24 protein-coding genes are annotated in these 24,235 nt (G+C 62.5%); 15 read left to right on the top strand and 9 right to left on the bottom strand.

The window, feature by feature from the left end:
- Nucleotides 1–10: 10 nt before the first annotated feature.
- From araH to pyrF, 5 genes are all read left to right on the top strand, one after another.
- On the top strand, nucleotides 11–1,027 hold the full coding sequence (gene araH / locus KHO31_RS15745; protein WP_172160132.1) for an L-arabinose ABC transporter permease AraH: 1,017 nt from the start codon (nucleotides 11–13) through the stop codon (nucleotides 1,025–1,027).
- 52 nt (nucleotides 1,028–1,079) lie between these two features.
- Nucleotides 1,080–1,880 carry an SDR family NAD(P)-dependent oxidoreductase gene (locus KHO31_RS15740; RefSeq protein ID WP_201076674.1) on the top strand — a complete coding sequence of 267 codons (801 nt, stop codon included), beginning with the start codon at nucleotides 1,080–1,082 and terminating at the stop codon, nucleotides 1,878–1,880.
- Nucleotides 1,877–2,818, top strand: coding sequence for an SMP-30/gluconolactonase/LRE family protein (locus KHO31_RS15735; protein WP_201076672.1), 942 nt, complete (start codon nucleotides 1,877–1,879; stop codon nucleotides 2,816–2,818). The genes KHO31_RS15740 and KHO31_RS15735 overlap by 4 nt, the downstream gene beginning before the upstream one ends.
- 231 nt (nucleotides 2,819–3,049) lie before the next feature.
- The gene (locus KHO31_RS15730; RefSeq protein ID WP_201076670.1) at nucleotides 3,050–4,102 is read left to right on the top strand and encodes an aldose 1-epimerase; all 1,053 of its coding nucleotides are present in this window, start codon (nucleotides 3,050–3,052) and stop codon (nucleotides 4,100–4,102) included.
- Between the two features lie 136 nt (nucleotides 4,103–4,238).
- Nucleotides 4,239–5,054, top strand: coding sequence for an orotidine-5'-phosphate decarboxylase (gene pyrF, locus KHO31_RS15725; RefSeq protein ID WP_201076668.1), 816 nt, complete (start codon nucleotides 4,239–4,241; stop codon nucleotides 5,052–5,054).
- 101 nt (nucleotides 5,055–5,155) lie between these two features.
- Here pyrF and KHO31_RS15720 read toward each other — a convergent pair whose 3' ends face one another.
- From KHO31_RS15720 to thiL, 4 genes are all read right to left on the bottom strand, one after another.
- Entirely contained in the window at nucleotides 5,156–5,677 is a 522-nt protein-coding gene (locus KHO31_RS15720) for a cupin domain-containing protein (protein WP_211623678.1), read from the bottom strand.
- Between the two features lie 32 nt (nucleotides 5,678–5,709).
- The gene (locus KHO31_RS15715) at nucleotides 5,710–6,210 is read right to left on the bottom strand and encodes a CinA family protein (RefSeq protein WP_211623677.1); all 501 of its coding nucleotides are present in this window, start codon (nucleotides 6,208–6,210) and stop codon (nucleotides 5,710–5,712) included.
- An 89-nt stretch (nucleotides 6,211–6,299) separates the two neighbouring features.
- The gene (locus tag KHO31_RS15710) at nucleotides 6,300–6,872 is read right to left on the bottom strand and encodes a phosphatidylglycerophosphatase A family protein (protein WP_201076662.1); all 573 of its coding nucleotides are present in this window, start codon (nucleotides 6,870–6,872) and stop codon (nucleotides 6,300–6,302) included.
- On the bottom strand, nucleotides 6,862–7,860 hold the full coding sequence (thiL, locus tag KHO31_RS15705) for a thiamine-phosphate kinase (RefSeq protein ID WP_201076660.1): 999 nt from the start codon (nucleotides 7,858–7,860) through the stop codon (nucleotides 6,862–6,864). The genes KHO31_RS15710 and thiL overlap by 11 nt, the downstream gene beginning before the upstream one ends.
- Before the next feature lie 207 nt (nucleotides 7,861–8,067).
- Between thiL and KHO31_RS15700 the strand changes: the two genes are divergently transcribed.
- The 3 genes from KHO31_RS15700 to KHO31_RS15690 all read left to right on the top strand — a co-directional run bounded on the left by KHO31_RS15700 (nucleotide 8,068) and on the right by KHO31_RS15690 (nucleotide 11,816).
- Nucleotides 8,068–10,407 (top strand): NADP-dependent malic enzyme, encoded by a 2,340-nt coding sequence (locus KHO31_RS15700; protein WP_201076658.1) that lies wholly within the window; start codon nucleotides 8,068–8,070, stop codon nucleotides 10,405–10,407.
- Nucleotides 10,408–10,822: 415 nt separating this feature from the next.
- Complete coding sequence (locus tag KHO31_RS15695; RefSeq protein ID WP_201076656.1) at nucleotides 10,823–11,239, top strand: ribonuclease; 417 nt, start codon at nucleotides 10,823–10,825, stop codon at nucleotides 11,237–11,239.
- 16 nt (nucleotides 11,240–11,255) lie between these two features.
- Nucleotides 11,256–11,816, top strand: a complete 561-nt coding sequence (locus KHO31_RS15690) for a barstar family protein (protein ID WP_093635748.1) — start codon at nucleotides 11,256–11,258, stop codon at nucleotides 11,814–11,816.
- Between the two features lie 101 nt (nucleotides 11,817–11,917).
- On the opposite strand, the gene KHO31_RS15685 is transcribed toward KHO31_RS15690, so the two are convergent.
- The 3 genes from KHO31_RS15685 to speE form a co-directional block, all read right to left on the bottom strand.
- Nucleotides 11,918–12,658, bottom strand: coding sequence for a 16S rRNA (uracil(1498)-N(3))-methyltransferase (locus KHO31_RS15685; RefSeq protein WP_201076919.1), 741 nt, complete (start codon nucleotides 12,656–12,658; stop codon nucleotides 11,918–11,920).
- Between the two features lie 19 nt (nucleotides 12,659–12,677).
- Complete coding sequence (locus tag KHO31_RS15680; protein ID WP_201076654.1) at nucleotides 12,678–13,091, bottom strand: VOC family protein; 414 nt, start codon at nucleotides 13,089–13,091, stop codon at nucleotides 12,678–12,680.
- Nucleotides 13,092–13,205: 114 nt separating this feature from the next.
- Nucleotides 13,206–14,186, bottom strand: a complete 981-nt coding sequence (speE, locus tag KHO31_RS15675; RefSeq protein ID WP_211623676.1) for a spermidine synthase — start codon at nucleotides 14,184–14,186, stop codon at nucleotides 13,206–13,208.
- A gap of 281 nt (nucleotides 14,187–14,467) precedes the next feature.
- Between speE and tkt the strand changes: the two genes are divergently transcribed.
- Together tkt and gap are read left to right on the top strand one after the other, a co-directional pair.
- A complete protein-coding gene (tkt, locus tag KHO31_RS15670) occupies nucleotides 14,468–16,489 on the top strand; it encodes a transketolase (protein WP_211623674.1) in 2,022 nt (673 codons plus the stop codon).
- A gap of 96 nt (nucleotides 16,490–16,585) precedes the next feature.
- Nucleotides 16,586–17,596: a type I glyceraldehyde-3-phosphate dehydrogenase gene (gene gap / locus KHO31_RS15665; protein WP_201076642.1), complete on the top strand. Its 1,011-nt coding sequence runs from the start codon at nucleotides 16,586–16,588 to the stop codon at nucleotides 17,594–17,596.
- A gap of 79 nt (nucleotides 17,597–17,675) precedes the next feature.
- Here the strand turns inward: gap and KHO31_RS15660 are convergent, their stop codons facing one another.
- Nucleotides 17,676–18,368 carry a FadR/GntR family transcriptional regulator gene (locus tag KHO31_RS15660; protein ID WP_201076638.1) on the bottom strand — a complete coding sequence of 231 codons (693 nt, stop codon included), beginning with the start codon at nucleotides 18,366–18,368 and terminating at the stop codon, nucleotides 17,676–17,678.
- A 227-nt stretch (nucleotides 18,369–18,595) separates the two neighbouring features.
- On the opposite strand from KHO31_RS15660, the gene KHO31_RS15655 reads away from it, so the two are divergent.
- From KHO31_RS15655 to KHO31_RS15645, 3 genes are all read left to right on the top strand, one after another.
- Entirely contained in the window at nucleotides 18,596–19,924 is a 1,329-nt protein-coding gene (locus KHO31_RS15655; protein ID WP_201076636.1) for a C4-dicarboxylate transporter DctA, read from the top strand.
- 133 nt (nucleotides 19,925–20,057) lie between these two features.
- Complete coding sequence (gene alc, locus KHO31_RS15650) at nucleotides 20,058–21,068, top strand: allantoicase (protein WP_201084758.1); 1,011 nt, start codon at nucleotides 20,058–20,060, stop codon at nucleotides 21,066–21,068.
- An 11-nt stretch (nucleotides 21,069–21,079) separates the two neighbouring features.
- Nucleotides 21,080–21,592 carry an ureidoglycolate lyase gene (locus KHO31_RS15645; protein ID WP_201084757.1) on the top strand — a complete coding sequence of 171 codons (513 nt, stop codon included), beginning with the start codon at nucleotides 21,080–21,082 and terminating at the stop codon, nucleotides 21,590–21,592.
- Nucleotides 21,593–21,753: 161 nt separating this feature from the next.
- Here the strand turns inward: KHO31_RS15645 and fur are convergent, their stop codons facing one another.
- On the bottom strand, nucleotides 21,754–22,182 hold the full coding sequence (gene fur, locus KHO31_RS15640) for a ferric iron uptake transcriptional regulator (protein WP_012434340.1): 429 nt from the start codon (nucleotides 22,180–22,182) through the stop codon (nucleotides 21,754–21,756).
- 158 nt (nucleotides 22,183–22,340) lie between these two features.
- Here fur and bamE point away from each other — a divergent pair, with 158 nt between their 5' ends.
- Together bamE and dapB are read left to right on the top strand one after the other, a co-directional pair.
- Nucleotides 22,341–23,180 (top strand): outer membrane protein assembly factor BamE domain-containing protein, encoded by an 840-nt coding sequence (bamE, locus tag KHO31_RS15635; RefSeq protein ID WP_211623704.1) that lies wholly within the window; start codon nucleotides 22,341–22,343, stop codon nucleotides 23,178–23,180.
- 191 nt (nucleotides 23,181–23,371) lie between these two features.
- The gene (gene dapB / locus KHO31_RS15630) at nucleotides 23,372–24,169 is read left to right on the top strand and encodes a 4-hydroxy-tetrahydrodipicolinate reductase (RefSeq protein ID WP_201076630.1); all 798 of its coding nucleotides are present in this window, start codon (nucleotides 23,372–23,374) and stop codon (nucleotides 24,167–24,169) included.
- Nucleotides 24,170–24,235 lie beyond the last annotated feature (66 nt).

The raw sequence follows: 24,235 nt of genomic DNA, 5'->3' as shown, positions 1-24,235 counted from the left end.
AGTCTTCAACATGCAAGCCAGAGAAAACCTCGCGCAACAGGCCGCCAAAGGCGCGGCCGAAGCGCTGATTCCGCAGTCGAACGACAAGGCGAAATGGTGGCAGCAGATCACCGAGTACAGCCTGATTCTGATCTTCATCGTGATGTTCATTACGATGTCGCTGACCGTCGATCACTTCTTCTCGATCGAGAACATGCTCGGTCTTGCGCTGTCGATCTCGCAGATCGGCATGGTCGCGTGCACGATGATGTTCTGTCTGGCCTCGCGCGATTTCGACCTGTCGGTGGGGTCGACGGTCGCGTTCGCCGGTGTGCTGTGCGCGATGGTGCTGAACGCCACGGGCAATACGTTCATCGCGATCATTGCCGCTGTGGCAGCGGGTGCGGTGATCGGCTTCGTCAACGGCGCGGTGATTGCGTATCTGCGCATCAACGCGCTGATCACGACGCTCGCAACGATGGAAATCGTCCGCGGTCTCGGCTTTATCGTGTCGCACGGGCAAGCGGTGGGCGTGTCGTCGGATACGTTTATCGCGCTGGGCGGCTTGAGCTTCTTCGGCGTGTCGCTGCCGATCTGGGTCACGCTGCTGTGCTTCATCGTGTTCGGCGTGATGCTCAATCAGACCGTGTACGGCCGTAATACGCTGGCAATCGGCGGTAATCCGGAGGCCTCGCGTCTCGCCGGTATCAATGTCGAACGCACGCGCGTTTATATCTTCCTGATTCAAGGTGCCGTCACTGCACTGGCCGGTGTGATTCTGGCTTCGCGGATTACGTCGGGTCAGCCGAACGCAGCGGAAGGCTTCGAGCTGAACGTGATTTCGGCTTGCGTGCTGGGCGGCGTGTCGTTGCTCGGCGGTCGCGCGACAATCTCCGGGGTCGTCATCGGCGTACTGATCATGGGTACGGTCGAGAACGTGATGAACCTGATGAACATCGACGCCTTCTATCAGTATCTCGTGCGTGGCGCGATTCTGCTCGCCGCTGTGCTGCTCGACCAGTTGAAGAACCGCGGCTCGCGCGACTGAACCCGCGACTCAGTTCGCAACTTATTCACTTTGCTCTAAAAGGAATCGAACGATGTCGTCTCCGGCCAATGCAAACGACCGTCTCGCGGACAGCACGTTTGCCCGCTATCCGAGTCTCGTCGACCGAACGGTGTTGATCACGGGTGGCGCGACCGGTATCGGCGCATCGTTCGTCGAGCATTTCGCGGCGCAGGGTGCGCGCGTCGCGTTCTTCGATATCGATGCGACTGCGGGTGACGCGCTCGCCGATGAACTCGGCGATTCGAAACACAAGCCGCTATTCTTGCCGTGTGATCTGACCGACATCGACGCGCTGCAGAAAGCGATCGCCGACGTGAAGGCTGCGTTCGGCCCGATTCAGGTGCTGGTGAACAACGCGGCAAATGACAAACGCCACGCGATTGGCGAAGTGACGCGTGAGTTTTTCGACGCAGGCATCGCGGTGAATATCCGTCATCAGTTCTTCGCCGCGCAGGCGGTCATGGAGGACATGAAAGCCGCCAACGCGGGTTCGATCATCAACCTCGGCTCGATCAGCTGGATGCTGAAGAACGGCGGCTACCCGGTGTACGTGATGTCGAAATCGGCGGTGCAGGGTTTGACGCGTGGCCTCGCGCGCGACCTCGGTCACTTCAACATCCGCGTCAATACACTGGTGCCGGGCTGGGTGATGACGGAGAAGCAGAAGCGTTTGTGGCTCGACGATGCGGGGCGTCGCTCGATCAAGGAAGGCCAGTGCATCGACGCTGAACTGCAACCCGCCGATCTCGCACGCATGGCGCTGTTCCTCGCCGCCGACGACAGCAGGATGATCACCGCGCAGGACATCGTCGTCGACGGAGGCTGGGCGTGAGTGCGGGTGGGCGTACAGGTCTGCCAGCGCCTCGCGCGGCATTGCTGCTCGATACGCAATGCGCGCTCGGCGAAGGCGCGACGTGGTGCGCGAGAACGGGCCGCTTCTACTGGACCGATATCGAAGGCGCGCGCCTGTGGCGCTATGACCCGAGCGACGGACAAAGCATGTCCTGGCTCATGCCCGAGCGTCTCGCCACGTTTGCGTTGTGCGCGGATCCGCGCTACCTGCTGCTCGGACTAGCGACGCATCTGGCGTTCTTCGATCTGGCAACTGGCGTGACGCGACGTATCGTCGACGTCGAACCGGGCTTGAATACGCGCGTGAACGACGGCCGCTGCGACCGTCGGGGCCGTTTCGTATTCGGCACGAAAGACGAAGGCTCGCCGCTGCAAGCGGTCGGCGGGTTTTATCGGTTGAATCATGATTTGTCGCTGGAGCGTTTGCCGTTACCCGCACCGGCAATCTCGAACAGCATCGCGTTCAGTCCTGACGGCGCGACGATGTACTACTGCGATTCGCCGACGCGTGAAATCCGCGTCTGCGACTATCGCGCGGACGGCAGCATTGCCAACGACCGCGTGTTCACGACATTGACTGACGCCACCGGCGAGCCCGACGGCTCGACCGTCGACCGTGACGGCGGTTTGTGGAACGCGCAATGGGGTGGCGGGCGCGTGGTGCGATATGGCCCCGACGGGGTGGAGACCGAGCGCGTCGACGTGCCGACCGTGCAGCCGAGTTGCGTCGCATTCGGCGGTCCTCCAGGCGCACTTTCTGCGGGGGTTGCGCATCTGGACATGCTGTACATCACGAGTGCGCGCGTCGATCTCGACGCGGCGGCGCTCGCGAGCGACGCGCATGCGGGCGGCGTGTTTATCGCAACGCCCGGGCGACGAGGTTTGCCGGAACCGGTGTTCCAAGGCTCGCGGGAGTAGCGCAGAATGACCCAGCCTCAGTGTCGACGCGGCATTGGAGCGCCGCAGATCAGTGATTTTGAACGTAAATCAGCAATTAATGTCGCAAACTCAGTCGCAAACCCAGTGCCAGCAGAACGGCAGCAAATCGGCAGCATGCAGTTCGGACCCAGAGGCGACCGGTGAAAAAATCGCCCAACAGCATCCGTCAGCAATGACGGCAACGTCCCACGCCTCTCGATGGAGCCAGATATGACTGTTGCGAATCCTGTTTCCGCTTCTTCCCAGAGCCGACGCGCGCGACTCAACGCGGCGGCCAATCCGGTGCATCCGGGTCCCAGTACGTCTGCGGTTGCGGTCGGTGAGACGAGCGGCGGCGAACTCGCTTGCATCACGCTTGCCAACGCGCATTTGCGACTCGACGTCGCGCCGACGCTCGGCGGCGGCGTCACCCGTTTCGACTGGCGCAACGACGGCGCGCTCACGCCGATTTTCCGGCGCTGCCGTCATGTCGCGGCCGATACCCAGCCGAACCAGCTGGCCTGCTATCCGCTGTTGCCCTATTCGAACCGGATCGGCGGCGGTCATTTCAATGTGGCGGGGCGGCGTGTCGAGGTGCCGCAAAATCGCGCCGACGAACCCTTGCCGATTCATGGCGACGGTTGGCTGTCCGCGTGGCAGGTCGCGGAGTCGGACCGCGAAAATGTACGTCTGACGCTCGATCGCCACGACGGCAAACCGTACGCGTTCCGCGCGACGCAAACCTATGCGCTGGACGGTCCGACGCTCGTCATCACGCTGGACATCGAGAATGCCGGTCGCGAGGTGCTGCCTTTCGGGTTGGGCGTGCATCCATTTTTCGTGCGTGACGCCGATACCGAACTGTCTGCGGCGGCCGGCGGCCTGTGGCTCTCCGGCGACGACTGGCTGCCGGTGCGTCACGTGCCGGCGCCGCCCGCGTGGCAATTCGGCGTGGCGTATCCGCTGCCGGAAATTATTGTCAATCACGCGTTCACGGGCTGGAGCGGGCAGGCGGCGGTGGTGTGGCCGAAGCGGAGGTTGTTGCTGAATATCGCCGCCGAAGCCGATTATTACGTGTTGTATACGCCGCCGGGCGAAGACTTCTTCTGCTTCGAGCCGGTCGATCATCCAATCAACGCGGTAAATCTGGCAGGCGGCGCGTGTGAGAACGGGATGACGATGCTGCGTCACGGCGAGCGCCTGACGCGCACGTTCCGCTTCACCGTCGAGCGAACGGGTTTGCGCTCGATGCCGGGCACGCGCGGGTCGCGACGGCGACAGTAGCCGGCGAGCAGGGCGGAGCGGCACGGCGCACTCGCCACGCGCCGGCGCGAACCGGTATGACGCGTGGCCGCGGCTTACCGCGCAGGACGGGTAAAATACCCGCCTCTTCCGCTATCGGCTCGCCGCGAGACTCACCATGTCCAATTTCATCCAGACACTCAACGACGCCTGGCAGCGCACGAACTCGCTGCTGTGCGTCGGCCTCGATCCTGAGCCCAGCAAATTCCCAGGCGCGCTCGCGGGCCGTCCTGAGGCGATTTTCGACTTCTGCCGCACCATCGTCGACGCGACCGCACCGTATGCGTCGTCGTTCAAGCCGCAGATCGCGTACTTCGCCGCCCATCGCGCGGAAGACCAACTCGAGCAGCTGATCGCGCACATTCATGCGAACCATCCGGGCCTGCCGGTGATTCTGGATGCGAAGCGCGGCGACATCGGCAGCACGGCCGAGCAGTACGCGCGCGAAGCGTTCGAGCGCTATCAGGCGGATGCGGTGACGGTGAATCCGTATATGGGCTTCGATTCTATCGAGCCGTATCTGGAGCACGCAGGCAAGGGCGTGATCGTCCTGTGCCGGACCTCGAATCCGGGCGGTTCGGATCTGCAGTTTCTGGAAACGGGCGGGCGTCCGCTGTACCAGGTCGTCGCGCAACTGGCGGCGGACAAGTGGAACGCGAGCGGCCAATTGGGTCTTGTGGTCGGCGCGACCTTCCCGAAGGAAATCGAGGTGGTGCGTGGAATCGTCGGCGATATGCCGCTGCTGATTCCGGGCATCGGCGCGCAAGGCGGCGATGTTCAGGCGACGGTGAACGCCGGCCGTACGGCGAACGGCACGGGCATGTTGATCAACTCGTCGCGGGCGATTATCTACGCCGGCAAGGGCGACGATTTCGCTGAGGCCGCAGCTAAGGCCGCCATGGAGACGCGTGACCGGATCAATGCGTTTCGGTGATAGAGGGTGGTCGTCGTGAAAGACGGCCTTTGAATCGGCTGCGGTTTTTGTTCGGGCTGGTCAGACGGCTGGCCCGAGCCTCTGCCTTCTGTCGATGCTGGTCAGGTAGCAGGCCTCAGCCGCTGGATAAACGTCGCATGCTGCGGATGGCCGGCCTTTAGGGCTTCGATATCCGCCAGCTCGAACTCGCTGAATTCAAAGCCCGGCGCCACCGTGCAGCCCACCAGCGCAAACGTCGCGGGGTCCACGCATTCCGCAGCAAACCACAGACCTGCAGGCACCACGGCCTGAAACACGGCATCCGAATGCGTCAACGCATTGCCCAGCTTGTGCGTAATCAGCGAGCCCGCTTCGTCGAGCACGTGGACGTTCAATGGCTCGCCGGCATAAAAATGCCAGACCTCGTCGGACTTGATCCGATGCCACGCCGAATGCGCGCCGTCACAGAGCAGGTAGTAAATCGCGGTGGACGCGGAGCGCGTCTGCGTTGAACCGTCGTCGCGGCGTACGGACTCCGCGGACCGATACGTTTCGCTGAAAAATCCGCCTTCCGGATGCGGCTTCAGATCGAAGCGGTGGATCAACGCGTCTTTGGCTGCGTGTGAAGTAGACGTTTTGGGCATCGGGAGCAGCGTCTCAGGTTCTGAACCGGAAGTTAATGTTCGCGCTCGTCGAGCAAGGCCAGCAGGCCGCGCAGCGCGTGCGCCGCGGCATGCACGCGGATCTTCTCGCGGTCGCCCTTGAAGACCTTGGTCTCCACCGACGTATGCAGCCGATTGCTCCAGCCGAACGACACCATGCCGACCGGCTTGGCGTCCGTGCCGCCGCCCGGGCCGGCGACGCCGGTAATCGACAGCGACACCTGCGCGCGGCTGTTGCGCAGTGCGCCCTCGGCCATGGCGCGCGCCACTTGTTCGCTGACCGCTCCGTGCTTTTCGATCAGGTCGGCCGGTACGCCGATCATTTCGGACTTCGCCTGATTCGAATACGTAACGAAGCCGCGCTCGAACCAGCCGCTGCTGCCGGAAATATCGGTGATCGCGGTCGCCACCATGCCGCCTGTGCAGGATTCGGCGGTGACGAGCATCAGGCGTTCGTCGCGCAGGCGGTTGCTCACGCGAATCGCGAGCTGGTGAACCACGGAATCGGTAGGCATGGCGTCAATCCGGAAAACGGGGAACTGCTGCAGGAGGCAGCCGGCAGCCGGTGCGCGAAGCCCGGCCAGCGCCGGCCAGCGCTCAACGGTTAAACCGACATGCGCCAGAGCGCGATCACGAGCAGCGTGAAAAACGCGGCGACCAGGTCATCGAACATGATGCCAAAGCCACCTTTCAGTCGGCGGTCGAAATAGCCGATTGGCGGAGGTTTCACCATGTCGAAGAAGCGGAATACGATAAATGCGACGAACTGTCCGGTCAGCGTGACCGGCGTGACCATCAGCAGCACCAGCCAGAACGCGATGATTTCGTCCCAGACGACGGGCGACGGATCGTCAGTACCCAGTTTTTTCGCGGTAAAGCCGCAAATCGCAATGCCGCCGAAGAAGCCCGCAACAATGAGCGCGCCCCACTCGATCACGGTCAGGTAACGGCTCAGGACGGCGAACGATGCCCATGCGAACAGCGTGCCGATCGTGCCCGGCGCAACCGGCGACAAGCCGCTGCCAAAACCCAGCGACAGAATGTGCAGCGGATGCGACAACATGAAACGCGCGGTGGCGCGGCGTGGCTGGGGACGCGGCGCGCGCGGCCCGGACGCGTTGGGCTGCGAATGGCCGACGAGATCGTCGGCGGGGACCAGCGGGGGATCAGTCTGCATGGAAGTGGTCGAAGCCTTGCAACGTCAGAGTGAGCGGCGCACCGGCGGCATCGCGCCAGGCGATCGCCGGGCGGTCGGCCGCTATTTGGAGAGCGCTTATTGTACCGATGCGGGTGACCGGCACCGCTACCTCGCGACTCGCTGCTTCGACCTTGGCGCGCGCGGCAATCGGTGCGGTGAAGCACAGTTCGTAATCGTCGCCGCCGGCCAGCGTGCAGCGCTGCTGGATCTCGGGTGGGAGTCGGCGCAGCGCGGCCGAACGCGGCACTGCGTCGATGTCGACGGTGGCGCGCATCGTCGAGCGCTCCAGGATGTGCAGCAGGTCGCCGGCGAGCCCGTCCGATAGATCGAGCGCGGCATGCGCGATGCCTCGCAACGCGAGACCGAGGAAGACGCGCGGCTCCGGACGCTCGAGGGCGCGACGAAACGTCGCAGTGTCGCTGGCATCGGCCGACCACTCGCCGCGTTGCACGCCCAAGCCCGCGCGGGCGTCGCCGAGCGTGCCGGAGATCCAGATGTCGTCGCCGGGTTGCGCGGCGTCGCGGCGCAGCGCGGCTTGCGGCGGCACGCTGCCGAACACGGTGATGCACAGATTTAACGGCCCACCGGTCGTGTCGCCGCCGATCAGATCGCAGCCGTAGCGCTCAGCCAGCGCGAAGAGGCCATCGCTAAAGGCGGTCAGCCACGCCTCGTCGGCCTTTGGCAAGGAAAACGCCAGGGTGAATGCTTGCGGTCGCGCACCCATGGCGGCCAGGTCCGACAGGTTCACCGCGAGTGCCTTGTGACCGAGCGCCTCGGGATCGATATCGGGAAAGAAATGGCGGCCTTCTACCAGCATATCCGTCGATATCGCGAGCATTTCTCCGGGTCGCGGCGCGAGCAGCGCACAATCGTCGCCAATGCCGAGTTCGCCTTCTGCAGTACGGGACGGCGCGGCGGCTGCGCGGCGGGCGAAGAAGCGATCGATCAGCGAAAACTCGGAGAGCATGGTGGCAGTAGGTGAGCGGGTAAGTGCAACAAAAAGTCCCTAACGGCGCGCATTGTACGGAGATGCTCGCGGGTAAACACGCCATTCGCATTCAACGCCTGTTCAATTCGTGGCCGGCCTTAAGCGCGCCGCGTCCGCCTTTCGCTATGTTTCAGTCGCGGCAGTTGTACCCGTATTGAAGGAATTGAGCCGGCAATTGGGGCTACAATGCCGTCGAACATCTATTCTAATCCGCCCTTAGAAGCCCGCCTTATGTCGACTCCCGTCAATACCAAACTTCGCGAAGCCGCCCTCGATTATCACGAGTTCCCGACCCCCGGGAAGATCGCGATCGCCCCGACCAAGCAGATGATCAACCAGCGTGACCTCGCGCTGGCGTACTCGCCTGGCGTCGCGTTCGCGTGTGAGGAAATCGTCGAAAACCCGCTGAACGCCGCTCGCTTCACCGCGCGCAGCAACCTGGTCGGCGTCGTCACGAACGGCACCGCGGTGCTGGGTCTGGGCAACATCGGGCCGCTTGCCTCGAAGCCGGTCATGGAAGGCAAGGCTGTCCTGTTCAAGAAGTTCGCCGGCATCGACGTGTTCGATATCGAGCTGAACGAGTCCGATCCGCACAAGTTGGTCGAGGTGATCGCCGCGCTGGAGCCGACCTTCGGCGGTATCAACCTGGAAGACATCAAGGCGCCGGACTGCTTCATCGTCGAGCGCGAATGCCGCAAGCGCATGAAGATTCCGGTCTTCCACGACGACCAGCACGGCACGGCCATCGTCGTCGCGGCAGCGATCACCAACGGTTTGAAGGTAGTCGGCAAGGACATCAAGAAGGTCAAGCTGGTGTCGTCCGGCGCGGGGGCGGCGGCCTTGGCCTGTCTGGATCTGCTGGTCGACATCGGGCTGCCGCTCGAAAACATCACGGTCACCGACCTGGCCGGCGTGGTCTACAAGGGCCGCGTCGAACTGATGGACCCGGACAAGGAACGCTTCGCACGCGAAACCGACGCGCGCACGCTCGCTGAGGCGATCGGCGGCGCGGATATTTTCCTCGGCCTGTCGGCTGGCGGCGTGCTGAAGCAGGACATGGTCAAGCAGATGGCTGACAAGCCGCTGATCCTGGCGCTGGCCAACCCGACCCCGGAAATCCTGCCGGAACTGGCGCTCGAAGTGCGTCCGGACGCCGTGCTCTGCACGGGCCGCACGGACTATCCGAACCAGGTGAACAACGTGCTGGTGTTCCCGTTCCTGTTCCGCGGCGCGCTGGATGCGGGCGCGACGACGGTGACGCGGGAAATGGAAATCGCCGCGGTCAATGCGATTGCCGAACTGGCGCGCCAGGAGCAGAGCGATATCGTCGCGACGGCGTACGGCATTCAGGATCTGTCGTTTGGTCCGGCCTATCTGATTCCGAAGCCATTCGACCCGCGCCTGATCGTCAAGGTCGCGCCGGCGGTGGCGAGGGCCGCGATGGATTCAGGCGTCGCCGAGCGTCCGATCGAGGACATGGACGCATACGAACAGCATCTGCAGCAGTTCGTGTATCACAGCGGCACGACCATGAAGCCGATTTTCCAGCTGGCGCGCAGCGTCGAGCCGGAGAAGAAGCGCATCGTATTCGCGGAAGGCGAAGAAGAGCGCGTGCTGCGCGCCATGCAGATCATCGTCGACGAAAAGCTCGCAAAGCCGATCCTGATCGGCCGTCCGGCGGTGATTGAACAGCGCATCGCGCGTTACGGCCTGCGTCTGGTCGCGGGGCAGGACTACATGGTTGTGAACACCGACCACGACGAGCGTTACCGCGATTTCTGGCAGGACTATCACAAGATGATGTCCCGCAAGGGCATCACCGAGCAGATGGCGAAGCTCGAAATGCGTCGCCGCACCACGCTGATCGGCGCGATGATGGTGGAAAAGGGCGAGGCGGACGGCATGATCTGCGGCACGGTGTCCACCACGCATCGCCACCTGCATTTCATCGATCAGGTGATCGGCAAGAAGGAAGGCGCGAAGGTCTATGCGGCGATGAACGCGCTGGTGTTGCCGAATCGCCAGATTTTCCTGGTCGATACGCACGTGAACGTCGATCCGACGCCGGAGCAGCTTGCTGAGATCACGATCATGGCAGCGGAGGAAGTGCGCCGCTTCGGTATCGAGCCGAAGGTCGCGCTGCTGTCGCATTCGAATTTCGGCTCGAGCAATGCGCCGACCGCGCAGAAAATGCGCGACACGCTGGCGATCCTGCGCGAGCGTGCGCCGGAATTGCAAGTGGATGGTGAAATGCACGGCGACCTCGCGCTCGACGCGAATCTGCGCCGGGAAGTGCTGCCCGACTCGACGCTCGAAGGCGACGCGAACCTGCTGGTGCTGCCGAACATCGACTCGGCCAACATCTCGTACAACCTGCTGAAGACCGCCGCGGGCAACAACATCGCGATTGGTCCGATGCTGCTTGGCGCGGCCAAGCCGGTACACGTGCTGACGGCTTCGGCCACGGTGCGCCGTATCGTCAACATGACGGCGCTGCTGGTGGCGGATGTGATCGCGGCCCGCTGATCCTTGATCAGGGGCTGAAGCGTGGCGTCGTGACTAAAGCGCCATGCAAAAAAAGGCGTGCCCGCAATGGGCACGCCTGCGGGTGAACAGGGGATTGCCACCCTAAAAAAGCTGAATGAGACCGTTCTGCCTCCGAGAGACTGCAGGAACTGCAAGGCTTTCACTACAGGAAATGGGCAGCGCAACGGGCGCCCTGCGGGTCTGGGACCATCCCCATTTGCGTCATCAAGTTAATTTTAGCTCGCGCAGGCTAAATATTCTGTCAAAAGTCGTCAAAGCCTGTTCCGTGGCTCTTTTCCGCGCGATTGGAAGCTTTTGCCTGTCCGGTGAACGTTGATTCTGTGGGGTTTTAGCGATACCCTTACGACTTTCATGGTCGTCAAACTCGTGATCTAACAGCGGGGAACCTTGATTCATGGCACGCAAGTGGCAGCGCATTAAAGGCGTGCTGATCGGTGCTTTGACGCTCTGCGCTTTATCGGGCTCCGTGCCTGGCGCGTTTGCGCGCGACTACACGGCACCCGCCGAACCACAAGCACAGGTGCAGGGCACCATCGTGGCGGCGCAGTTGCCGCGCGAAGCGGTCAATACGTTGAACTTGATTGCCGCGGGCGGGCCTTACCCGTATGAGAAGGACGGCATCGTATTCGGCAATCGCGAACGGTTGCTGCCGCCGCATCGGCGCGGCTATTACCACGAATACACCGTTCCCACGCCTCGTTCACGAAACCGCGGGGCGCGTCGTATCGTCTGCGGAGGTCCGCTACAGCGGATCGACAACTGTTACTACTCGGACGACCATTACACCAGTTTTAATCGTATTGTTGAATGACATCGGGATGAACGGCATGAGCGACAACGTCTACGCGCACGACTCCGGAGTCGCGACGGATCTTTTCGCGGCCGGCGACGGCAATTTGTTCCAGCGCGTCATGCGGATGCGCGCCGGCGACCAAGGCCGGGATAACCAGAGCGAAGCCAGCACTGTGCTTTCTTCGAACGAGGAGCCCATGAGTCTTTTCAAGACCGTACGACCGAACATCGTACAGTCGATCCGCGCGTTTCGCGTGCAGGATCTCGCTGACGAAGCCAATCAACTTGGCCAGCATTTTCTGTACGCGTACTGCGCGAATGCTCAGTCCAAACAGGAAGTGCTGGAGACCATTGCTACGTCGTTCCTGTTTCCGAAGCATTTCGGCAAGAATTACGACGCGCTCTACGATTGCCTGACCGATCTGGTTCACAAGGCTGGCGCGCAGCCCGGATTCGTCATCGTGCTCGAGCAGCTGCCGGTCGCGCAGAAGTTCGACAAGGAAGGGCGCGAGACGCTACTGGATGTGTTCCGCGAAGCGTCCGAGTTCTGGGCCGAGCGTAAGGTTGCGTTCCGGGTGTTCTATTCGTTTGCCTAAGGTATGCGCGAATAGGGTGCCTGAGCACTGCCTGCTGCAGCAAAAGAAAGAGTAAGGCCCGCCAATTGGCGGGCCTTTGCTTTTGGCGCTTGAAAGTCGGCTTACCAGGCGCCCCAGCGAGCCGCCAGCGCCGAAAGCACGGCGATGCCGGCGGTTTCCGTGCGCAACACGCGTGGACCGAGACCCACGGCGGTAAATCCGTGATCGGTTGCAGCAGCTTCTTCCGCAGCCGAAAAACCGCCTTCCGGGCCGACCAGCACGGTCACGCGTCCGAAGGGAGGATTGGCGGGCAGCGCTGAAAAGCTGATGCTGGCGCGCGGCGACAGCAGAATGCGCATTTCGCCTTCTTCGGGCGTGCGAGGCAGTGCGCCGAGCCACGTGGCGATCTCACGCACCGGCATCACTTCCGGCAAGCGATTGCGCCCGCATTGTTCGCACGAGGCGCGCACGATGCCCTGCCAGTGCACATGCCGCCGCTGCGCGCGATCGCCAGAAAGACGCACGACGCTGCGCGTGGTGGTCAGTGGCACGAAACATGATGCTCCAAGTTCGACCGCTTTCTCGATGAGCCAGTCCATCTTGTCGCCGCCGGCAATGCCCTGAGCGAGAGTGAGGTGATACGGCGCTTCAACTTCGATATTGCGGAATTCGTGAATTCTCACTTTGGCTGAACGGCGTTCGACCTCGATGAGTTCGGCGCTGTATTCGCCGCCTTCACCGTTGAAAAGCACGATCGAATCGCCGGGCTGCAAACGCAGCACGAGGATGTGGCGCGTGACGTCATCGGGCAACTGCATGATGTCGTCGGGCTTGAGAGGCGTACCGACGAAGAAGCGAGGCATCAGAAAAATACTCATTAGTTCACGAAAGGTGGCGAGCGAGCGCCCAGCGGTAACCGTCCAGGTCTTCGACCTGGGCAAACCGGTCGCCCCAGAACTGATCCTGTGGCTCGCTCAGCGATTTTGCGCCGGCGGCTAGCGCCCGCGTGTAAACCGCGTCGACATCGTCGACATAGACATAGAACGATTGCGGCGCAATCGCGCCCGCGCTTTTGGGTGTTTTCGCCGCCGAGCCGAACGCGCCTTCCGGCGCGAACATCACGATCAGCTGGCCCTGGTAGGTCATCTCGACATGCATGACGACACCGTCGTCCTGGACGCTATCACGTACCTCGAAGCTGAATGCAGCCTCGAAGAACGCCGTGGCGGCACGCGCGTCGCGCACCGTCAGATAGGGGGTCAACCAGGGCACACCGGCTGGGCGGGGGGCGGTCATGGGGTTCTCCGGATCTTTTGGGGTTGCGGGATGCATGCTGCGAGGCCAGGCGGGCGTTCGCGTATCGATACACCGATAGCGCGCGCCGACCGAATCGTGCATTTTGCCCACGCGTTAGCTTGATGGCTTTAAGAATTGACTTAGTTTATCGCGCACAGACCGGGATGCCGAGAACAGTCCGGCGTGCAGGGCCGGGTCGTAGTGCTTCAACGTGCCGATTCGACGCGCGGCAAGGCGCTCGGTGAGTGATCCGACGGTGACGGCAGCGGCGTCGAGCGTGTCGCTGGCGGTCGCCATCATCCAGAGCGAGCCGTAAAGCGGCACGAAGGTGCTCATTGTGCGCACGATGACGAATGTGTCGCGCAGATCGTCGAGCAGGCGGGCGATGCGCTCAGCGTGGAAATAAGGAGAACCGAGATGGAGTGAGAGCGCGGCGGTCGGGCTCATGACGCGTTTGAGCTGCATGTAGAAGTCCGGCGTGTATAGGCCGGCGGCGGGTGAGTCCGGCGGAGTCAGGTCGAACACGACCAGATCGAACTGTGCAGCGGCTGAAGTTGCAGCTACTGCGGGTGCCGATGCTGCATCCGCGGCCACGTTTGCATCCGGTGCCGCGGCCCGTGCCGCTTCCACTGCGGCTTGGGCCGTCACCGCCTGGCCAGCCTTCACGACGTATTCCGCGGCGTCGCCGATTACCAGTTCAACGCGCGGATCGTCGAAAGCGCGGCCCTGCACGTCGGGCAGGTACTCGCTGGTCATGCGCACGACTTCGGCGTCGAGCTCCGCCACCACGATCCGTTCGATGCCTGGGTGCTTCAGCAGTTGCCGCGCGGCGCCGCCATCGCCGCCACCCAGTACCAACGCTGCTTTTGGCGACGGATGCGCCAGCGCAGCCGGATGCACCATGCATTCGTGGTAGATGAATTCGTCGCCGCTGGCGGTCATCGGGCGGCCGTCGAGCGTAAACAGTCGGCCGAGCTGCGGCGTGTCCCATACCTCGATACGCTGGTAGGGCGAATCGACGCGTGCAAGCCGGCGCGCGTTCGGAAATCCGTAGACTGCGTCGGCGGTTGGCTGGAACAGCAGGGGAGCGCTCACGGATGGCGGGCTCCGTCTGGAGCGCGGTAGGTTCAGGTTGCCCAATTGTAAAGGGCAGATGTGCCGCGTGGCCCCGCCGAGTGGCGCCGCCCACACAACCAGGCGGCTTCCCGAGCGGGGTGGGGGGCAACGTTCTGTTAGAATGTCACGCTTTTAGCCTTGTCCGTTTGCTCTGCCCGTTTCGCGTCTCCCGGCGCCGCACCGTGCGCCGAAGTGGACTGGCATTCGAGCATCCGGGCCTGTAGCGCGCACCGCTTTCTGACTCTGTCCCCGGACTCGACATGACGACCCCGTCTCCCGCACCCACTTCCCTGATGGCCAACGCAATCCGCGCGTTGTCCATGGATGCCGTTCAAAAAGCGAATTCCGGTCACCCCGGCATGCCGATGGGCATGGCCGAAATCGGTGTGGCTTTGTGGTCGCGCCATCTGCGTCACAACCCGAAGAACCCGCAATGGGCCGATCGCGACCGTTTCATTCTGTCGAACGGTCACGGCTCGATGCTGCTGTACTCGCTGCTGCACCTGACCGGCTACGATTTGCCGATGGAAGAGCTGAAGAACTTCCGCCAGATGCATTCGAAGACGCCGGGCCACCCGGAATACGGCATCACGCCGGGCGTCGAAACGACCACCGGCCCGCTCGGCCAGGGTCTGGCCAACGCAGTCGGCATGGCGCTCGCCGAATCGCTGCTTGCCACCGAATTCAACAAGTCTGACGCAAAGATCGTCGACCACCACACGTACGTGTTCGTCGGCGACGGTTGCCTGATGGAAGGCATCTCGCACGAAGCCTGCTCGCTCGCGGGCGTGCTGAAGCTGAACAAGCTGATCGCCTTTTACGACGACAACGGCATCTCGATCGACGGCGAAGTGGTCCACTGGTTCCACGACGACACGCCGAAGCGCTTCGAAGCGTATGGCTGGAACGTGATCCCGAACGTGGTCGGCCATGACGTCGACGCGGTTGACGCCGCCATCAAGCAAGCCAAGCAATCGGACAAGCCGACGCTGATCTGCTGCAAGACCGTGATTGGCGAAGGCGCGCCGACCAAGGCGGGCAGCCACGATTCGCACGGCTCGCCGCTCGGTGACAAGGAAATCGCGGCAACGCGCGAAGCGATCGGCTGGAAGTGGGAGCCGTTCGTGATCCCGCAAGAAGTCTATGCAGCGTGGGACGCGACGGAAGCCGGCGCACGTAACGAATCTGATTGGGACAAGGCGTTTGCAGCGTATGCAGCCAAATACCCGCAGGAAGCCGCTGAATTCAAGCGCCGCGACGCCAAGCAACTGCCCGCCGACTGGAAGGAAAAGGCCCAGGCCATCATCGCCGGCGCTAACGAACGCAAGGAAACCGTCGCGACGCGTAAGGCATCGCAACAGGCAATCGAAGGTTTGTCGGCTGTATTGCCGGAACTGCTCGGCGGTTCTGCCGATCTGACCGGTTCGAACCTGACCAACTGGAAGGCCGCCAAGCCGGTGCGCGTGAACGCCGAAGGCAAGGCCGCCGGCAACTACGTGAACTACGGCGTGCGCGAATTCGGCATGAGCGCTGCGATCAACGGCATGGCGCTGCATGGCGGCTTCAAGGCCTTCGGCGGCACGTTCCTGACGTTCTCGGACTACAGCCGCAACGCGCTGCGCGTGGCCGCGCTGATGAAGGCGCCGTCGATCTTCGTGTTCACGCACGACTCAATCGGTCTGGGCGAAGACGGCCCGACCCACCAGTCGATTGAACACGTCGCAAGCCTGCGTCTGATTCCGAATCTGCAAGTGTGGCGCCCGGCCGATACGGTCGAAACGGCGGTGGCCTGGACCCACGCGGTCGAGTATCACGGCCCGTCGTGCCTGATCTTCAGCCGTCAGAACCTGCCGTTCTCGGAGCGCACGGACGCGCAGATCGCCAACATCGAGAAGGGCGGTTACGTGCTGCGCGACTGGAATGACGAGATCGTCGCGCGCAAGATCATCCTGATCGCCACCGGTTCGGAAGTCGAACTGGCGTTGAACGCGGTCGAGCCGCTGGCACGCGAAGGCATTGCTGCACGTGTCGTGTCGATGCCGTCGACCAACGTGTTCGACAAGCAGGACGCCGAATACCGCGAACGCGTGCTGCCGAAGGGTGTGCGCCGCGTCGCGATCGAAGCGGGTGTGACGGATTTCTGGCGCAAGTACGTGGGTCTGGAAGGCGGCGTGGTCGGCATCGACACGTTCGGCGAATCGGCCCCGGCTGGTGTTCTGTTCAAGCATTTCGGCTTCACCGTCGAGCACGTCGTAGAGACGGCCAAAGCCGCACTCGGCTGATTTGCGTTCGAGGCTGCCGCGCGGACCCCACGCGCGGCAATTCCGGCAAATCAGACCCACATGGACGATTTTTTTTCAGCCATCAGGAGATAGACCATGACGATTCGCGTCGCAATCAACGGCTACGGCCGGATCGGCCGCAACACGCTGCGCGCCTTCTATGAAAACGGCAAGAAGCACGATATCGAAATCGTCGCCATCAACGATCTTGGCGATGCCAAGACGAATGCTCACCTGACGCAATACGACACGGCGCACGGCAAGTTCCCGGGCGAAGTGACGGTGGACGGCGACTACCTCGTTGTCAACGGCGACAAGATCCGCGTGCTGGCTAACCGCAACCCGGCTGAACTGCCGTGGGGCGAGCTGAACGTCGACGTCGTGATGGAATGCACGGGCTTTTTCACGACCAAGGAAAAGGCAAGCGCGCACATCAAGGGCGGCGCAAAGAAGGTCATCATCTCGGCGCCGGGCGGTAAGGATGTCGACGCAACGATCGTCTACGGCGTGAACCACAACGTGCTCAAGGCATCGGACACGGTGATCTCGAACGCATCGTGCACGACCAACTGCCTGGCACCGCTCGTCAAGCCGCTGAACGACAAGATTGGCCTGGTGAACGGTCTGATGACCACGATCCACGCGTACACGAACGACCAGGTTTTGACGGACGTGTACCACGAAGACCTGCGCCGCGCGCGTTCGGCTACGCATAGCCAGATCCCGACCAAGACCGGTGCTGCATCGGCGGTCGGCCTGGTGCTGCCGGAACTGAACGGCAAGCTGGACGGCTACGCGATTCGCGTCCCGACGATCAATGTGTCGGTCGTCGACCTGTCGTTCATCGCCGCGCGCGACACGACGGTCGAAGAAGTCAACGCGATCATGAAGGAAGCATCGGAAGGCGCGCTGAAGGGCATCCTCGGTTACAACGAGGCGCCGCTGGTCTCGATCGACTTCAACCACAACCCGGCTTCGTCGACGTTCGACGCAACGCTGACCAAGGTGTCGGGCCGTCTGGTGAAGGTGTCGAGCTGGTACGACAACGAATGGGGCTTCTCGAACCGCATGCTGGACACCGCGGTGGCGCTGGCCAACGCGAAGTAGGCTGTTTCACTTCGCTTGCCTTGCGGCTTTGTTCGGCCGGCAGGGCAACTGCAAAAGCCGCTCTTCGGAGCGGCTTTTTTTACGCCTGCGGAGTTGGGAAGTAGACGCCGGCGCGTTGCGCGGCGTTCGAGATGTGGGTTTCGATCGCTTTGCCGGCGGCAGCGGAATCGCGCGCCTTGAGCGCGTCGAGAATCGCTCGATGCTCGGTGTACGTGGACAGCACCAGTTCGCGCCGGTAGAACGGCATCCGCTGGCTTTCCTTCATGATCTCCGCGGCGCTGCTCAGAATCGATTCGATTGCCGCGTTGCCGGCAATGCCCACGATACGCATGTGGAAGTCGTAGTCGAGGCGGGCGGCTTCGTCGAGTTCGTCGCAGGCGAGCGCGGTCTGCATGGCCGCGATGTTGTCTTCGAACCAGGCGAGGTCGGAATCGCTGACAGCCCGCGCCGCCATGCGCGCGACAAAGCCCTCCAGCGCGAAACGCATCTGATAGGTATCCGGCAGCGACGACTGCTCCGCGAAGCGCCACGATTGCGCAGCCGTGGCCTGCGCACTTTCCACATAAACGCCCTTGCCGGGACGGATCATCAGCAGACCGAGCGCTTCGAGCGTCGAGAGCGCCTCGCGCAGCGATGCGCGACTGATCGCCAGTTCCTCGGAGAGCTGACGCTGCGCCGGCAGCAAACTGCCCACCGGATAGACACCCGCTTCGATCCGTTCGCGGATGGTCGCGATGGCGGCATCAGTGACGGTATGCGGAACGTTTTTCATCGTGGCTCACTTGGGTGCGCGGTCTGACCAGCATTGTAATACGCGTTCTGAACGCTCGTACGACGGCCTGCTTAACGTGTGTAATTCGACCTCGAAACGGTTTAAAAGAAGCGGGTAAACGCTATTCAATGAATCCTTGACGCCAGTATATCGGCTTCCTACTATTCGAGATAACAGAACTGGTCGGACCAGTCTGAACAGATGTGATTCGTAACCAGGAGGAAGCCGTGTTGAAATTCTTCAATTCACTGTTTGGCCGGGTTGTCATAGCGCTGGTGGCGGGCATTGTGCTCGGCGCCGTGTTCCCGCATTTCGCCCAATCGCTACGCCCGCTCGGCGACGGCTTTCTCAAGCTGATCAAGATGGTGATCGGGCCGATCGTTTTCTGCGTGGTGGTGAGCGGCATGGCGAATGCCGGCGATCTGCGCAAAGTCGGCCGCGTCGGGCTGAAGGCGGTGGTCTACTTCGAAGCCATGACGACGATTGCGCTCGTCATCGGCGCGGTGCTCGCCTACGCAACGCGGCCTGGCGTCGGCATGAACATCAACCTGCATTCGCTCGACCCTGCTTCGCTGTCGACCTACACCGAGCACGCGAAGAGCCTCAAGGACACGGCCGGGTTTCTGCTGAAGATCATCCCGGACACGGCGATCAACGCCTTCGCGACCGGCGACATTCTGCAGATCCTCGTGTTTTCGGTGCTGTTCGGTTCGGCGCTGTCGCTGCTGGGCAATAAGGCGCAGCGCGTCAACAGCCTGATCGACGAGCTTTCGCAGGTGTTCTTCCGCGTGATGGGTTTTATCATCAAGCTCGCGCCGCTCGGCGTACTCGGTGCGATCGCGTTCACAACCGGCACCTATGGCGTCGAGTCGCTCAAGCAACTCGGCATGCTGGTGCTGGTGTTCTACGCAAGCTGCTTCGTGTTCGTGGCGGTCGTGCTGGGTGTGGTGATGCGTCTGGCCGGCTTCAGTATCTTCAAGCTGATCCGCTATCTGCGCGAAGAGCTGTCGATCGTGCTGGGTACCGCTTCGTCCGATGCCGTGCTGCCGCAGATCATGCGCAAGCTCGAATGGATGGGCGTCAAGGATTCGACTGTCGGGCTGGTGATTCCGACCGGTTACTCCTTCAATCTGGACGGCTTCTCCATCTATCTGACCCTTGCGGTGATTTTCATCGCGCAGGCTACCAATACGCCGCTGTCCATCCATGACCTGATCGTGGTGGTGCTGGTGTCGCTGGTGACGTCGAAAGGCGCGCACGGTATTCCTGGCTCGGCAATCGTGATTCTCGCTGCGACGCTGTCCGCGATTCCGGCAATCCCCGTGCTCGGCCTCGTGCTGATTCTGCCGGTCGACTGGTTCGTCGGCATTGCCCGCGCGCTGACCAACCTGATCGGCAATTGCGTGGCGACAGTGGTGGTCGCCGTGTGGGAAAACGATATTGACCGGGCGCGCGCCCATCGCGTGTTGAATCGTGACGCGGCGCTGCGCTATGTGCCCGCTGGCGAAGAAACCGGCGTCGAGCCCGCCGCTGGCGAACACGCACCGGCCGTCTGACAGAGCACGATCAGGTGGCCACTGTGCCAGATCCATCGCTAATCGACAGCGCGCCAACGCGGCGCGTGTTCTGCCCCGGCGGATGCGCTGACTCCGCCGACTCTTTCTCACTTTTCGTTGCTTGACTGAGACTATGGCTAATCCGATCCTCGACCCCAACGCTCCCGCTTTCACCCGTCGCTACATGAACCTCGCCGACCCGCGTCTGGGCGCGCAGGCGCTCTACGCGAGCGACGAATTCTTCGCGCCGAAAGAACGCATGCTCGAGCCGCAGCCGGCGGTGTTCATTCCCGGCAAGTACGACGACCACGGCAAGTGGATGGACGGCTGGGAGACGCGCCGCAAGCGCACCACGGGCCACGACCACTGCGTGATCCGGCTCGCGCGGCCAGGCGTCGTACACGGTGTCGATCTGGACACGAGCCACTTCACCGGCAACTTCCCGCCGGCCGCGTCGATCGACGCATGCTACGTAGACGGCGACGTTCCGCCCGACAACGCCGACTGGCAAACGCTCGTGCCGGCTACCACGCTGCAGGGCAACCAGCACCATTACGTCGAAGTCAGCGACGCCCGTGCTTTCACGCATCTGCGCGTGAACCTGTATCCGGACGGCGGCCTCGCGCGCCTGCGCGTGTACGGCCAGCCGAAGCGCGACTGGGAGCGCGTCGAGCGTGGCACGCTGCTGGATCTCGCTGCGATCGAAAACGGCGCGTACCTAGTCGCCGCCAACAACCAGCATTTCGGGCCGGCCTCGCAGATTCTGATGCCGGGCCGCGGCGTGAATATGGGCGATGGCTGGGAAACGCGACGCCGTCGCGAACCGGGCAACGATTGGGCGATCGTCGCGCTCGCGCGGCCGGGCGTGATTCGCAAGATCGAAGTCGACACAGCGCACTTCAAGGGCAACTACCCCGATCGCTGTTCGCTGCAGGCAGCCTCGGTGACGGGTGGCACGGATGATTCGCTCGTCACGCAGGCAATGTTCTGGCCGGAGCTGATCGGCGAACAGAAGCTGCAGATGGACCATGTGCACACGTTCGCGGACGGCATTGCGTCCCTTGGACCGGTGACGCATGTGCGTTTCAATATCTTCCCGGATGGCGGCGTATCGCGCCTGCGTTTGTGGGGCGAGATCGCTTAACGGAGTCACTGATGAAGACCTTGCATCTGGAACGTCTGACGCGCGCGGCCTTCGCGCCGTTCGGCGACGTCATCGAACTGGACGGCGCACGTCATTTTCCGATCAACGGCGGCACGACCGAGCGTTATCACGATCTCGCGAACGTCGACGTGACGGAGAACGGCGGCCGGCCGCTGATCAATCTGTTTCGGGCGCAACCGCGCGCGCTGCCGATCGAAATCACGATGCTGGAGCGGCATCCACTAGGCAGTCAGGCTTTCATTCCCTTGACGGCGCGCCGCTATCTGGTGGTCGTCGCGCCGGCGGGCGAGCTCGATCCGGCGCAGATGCGAGCGTTCTGGAGCGAGGGCTGGCAGGGTGTGAACTATGCGAAAGGCGTTTGGCATCATCCGCTGCTCGCGCTCGAGAAGGTGAGCGATTTTGCGGTGGTGGATCGTGGCGGCGAACAACCCAACTGCGACGAATTGTCGTTAGCCGAGCCGTGGCGGTTGGTATTCGAAGCGAGCGTCGCGTTGGCAGAATAGGCGGAAGTCGCCACACGGCGGCGATGCCGCACGTTCAAAGAAGCGCTGGTGTCCCGGCGCTGAGGAAGCGTCGCACACGTAAAAAAACCCGGCCGATTTTCATCGGCCGGGTTTTCTCGTTGCCCACTAAACCGCGCACCCCCGACGCGGCCGGCACCGCATCAGTGCTTGCGATGCGGGCAATTCTCCTTGGTACACGCGCCGTACAGCGCCAGCGCATGTTCCTGCAGCTTGAAGCCGCGTTCCTTCGCGATGGATTGCTGGCGGCTTTCGATTTCGGAGTCGAAAAACTCTTCGACGAGTCCGCAATCGAGACACACGAGGTGGTCGTGATGCGACCCTTCGTTCAATTCGAACACCGCTTTGCCCGATTCGAAGTTGCTGCGCGACAGCAAGCCGGCCTGCTCGAACTGCGTCAGCACGCGATACACGGTTGCCAGGCCGATATCGAGTTCTTCGTGCAACAGGTTGCGGTAGACGTCTTCAGCGGTCAGGTGGCGCACCGGACTGTGCTGAAAAATCTCAAGGATTTTGAGGCGCGGAAGGGTCGCCTTGAGCCCGATATTCTTGAGATCGGTTGGATTGGTCATGACAAGGGATCCCTAGAGTACAATGCTGGGCTCTCATAGTAATGTGTTTTTGCCGTTCTGGTCATCTTCGATGGAATGAAACTCGCGCGGCTCGTCAGCGGGCCCGCACGGTGAGTGAAATGATTTCAAAATCTCAATTGATCTACCGGGGGAGCCGCATGCGGGGTACCTTGATCGCTGTTGCGACTGTCGCGGTTCTTGCCGGATGTTCCACTTACGACAGCCTGACGCAGCGCGTTGCCCAAAGCATCACGCCGTACCGTATTACGGTGGTGCAAGGCAATTTCGTCTCGAAAGAAGCGGCTGCACAGATGCAAGTTGGCATGTCGCGCGCGCAGGTGAAGCAGTTGCTCGGCACACCGCTTCTGACCGACATGTTCCACGCGGACCGCTGGGACTACGTGTTCTATTTCAAGCGCGGCTCGACTAACGTCGTGCAGCAGCGTGACTTCGTGATCATGTTCGCGGGCGACCGCGTCGCCAGCTGGTCGGGTGGCGAAGATCTGCCGTCCAACCTCGAGTTACTGGCGGAAATCGACGGTGACAAGCTCGGCAAGAAGAAGGGTGCCGTGCCGAACGTGGCAAGCGCTGCAACCGGCGCCAGCGCGACAGAGGCTGCGGCGCCAGCTACCGTGGACACCACGCGTTCGCCGTCGGTCGATGGCGCCGCCGCGGTGGCAGCGCCGTCAACTGACGCTAACGCTGAAGCCGCGCAGGCCGCCAATCGGCTGACCAACGCGGTGCAAACGCCGTCGGGCAAAACGCAGTCGTCGGTGCGCTCGACCGCGCCGACCGCCAATGGTGGCGGTATTCCGTCGCAAGGCCCAACCAGCGCGGGGCAGCCGCAGTTCCAGTTCACGCGTCCGCCGCCGCCGCAGGTTCCGGGCATGCAGGAGAATCCGGTGGGACCGACGGGCCCGCAAAGCAGCAATGGCGGCCCGACGCATAACGCGCCGTTGACGTCTTCTTCGTCGACTACTACGGGAACGGGCGGCTAAGCACGCTGTCTTTCTCCTGGAACGGTTAAGACGGGCGCTGCGACGGAATGCACCGTGCGCAGCGCCCGTCAGCCTTTCTGCTGTACCTGTGCTGGTGTTTGCTGTTCCAGTCAGTGCGGCGCCCGGGTGTGCTGCCCGTCGCCGCATTTGCCGGGTTTTGCCGCGTTTACCCTTTTCGAACCCTCGTAGCCATGAAAATTGCCATTGCTGGCGCATCGGGCCGTATGGGCCGGATGCTCATCGAAACCGTCCTCAATGATTCCGACGCCACGCTGTCCGGTGCGCTCGACCGTGCGGATTCCCCGCAACTCGGTCAGGACGCCGGTGCGTTTCTCGGCAAGCAGACAGGTGTGATGCTGACGGACGACATCGAACGCGTGTTCGCCGAATCCGACTACCTGATCGACTTCACGCGTCCCGAAGGCACGCTGATGCATCTGGAAGCCGCGCAGCGCCACAACGTCAAAATGGTGATCGGCACGACCGGTTTCGACAACGAGCAGAAAGCGCAACTGCGCGCCGCGGCGGACAAGATTGCCATCATGTTCTCGTCGAACATGAGCGTGGGCGTCAATGTCACGCTGAAGCTGCTCGAGTACGCCGCGAAGCATTTCGCAACCGGTTACGACATCGAAATCATCGAGGCACACCACCGTCACAAGGTCGACGCGCCGTCCGGTACCGCGCTGACCATGGGCGAAGTGATTGCCAATGCGCTCGGCCGCAATCTCGACGACTGCGCGGTTTATAGCCGCGAAGGCGTGACTGGCGAACGCGACCCATCCACGATCGGCTTCTCGGCCATTCGCGGCGGCGATATCGTCGGCGACCATACGGTGCTGTTTGCCGGCATCGGCGAGCGTATCGAAATTACGCACAAATCGGCGAGCCGCCTGTCGTATGCACAAGGCGCGCTTCGTGCTGTACGTTTTCTCGAAGGCCACAAGAACGGCTTCTTCGACATGCAGGACGTGCTCGGCCTGCGTTGAGCGTGTCACGGGGCCGGTTGCGGCTCCGCTCGCTCCTCCTCTGTAGTCAACTTTCCAACGGCGAGG

The organism is Paraburkholderia domus, assembly GCF_905220705.1.
In the GTDB taxonomy this organism is placed as follows: domain Bacteria; phylum Pseudomonadota; class Gammaproteobacteria; order Burkholderiales; family Burkholderiaceae; genus Paraburkholderia; species Paraburkholderia domus.
This window is presented reverse-complemented; position numbering and strand designations above follow the sequence as displayed.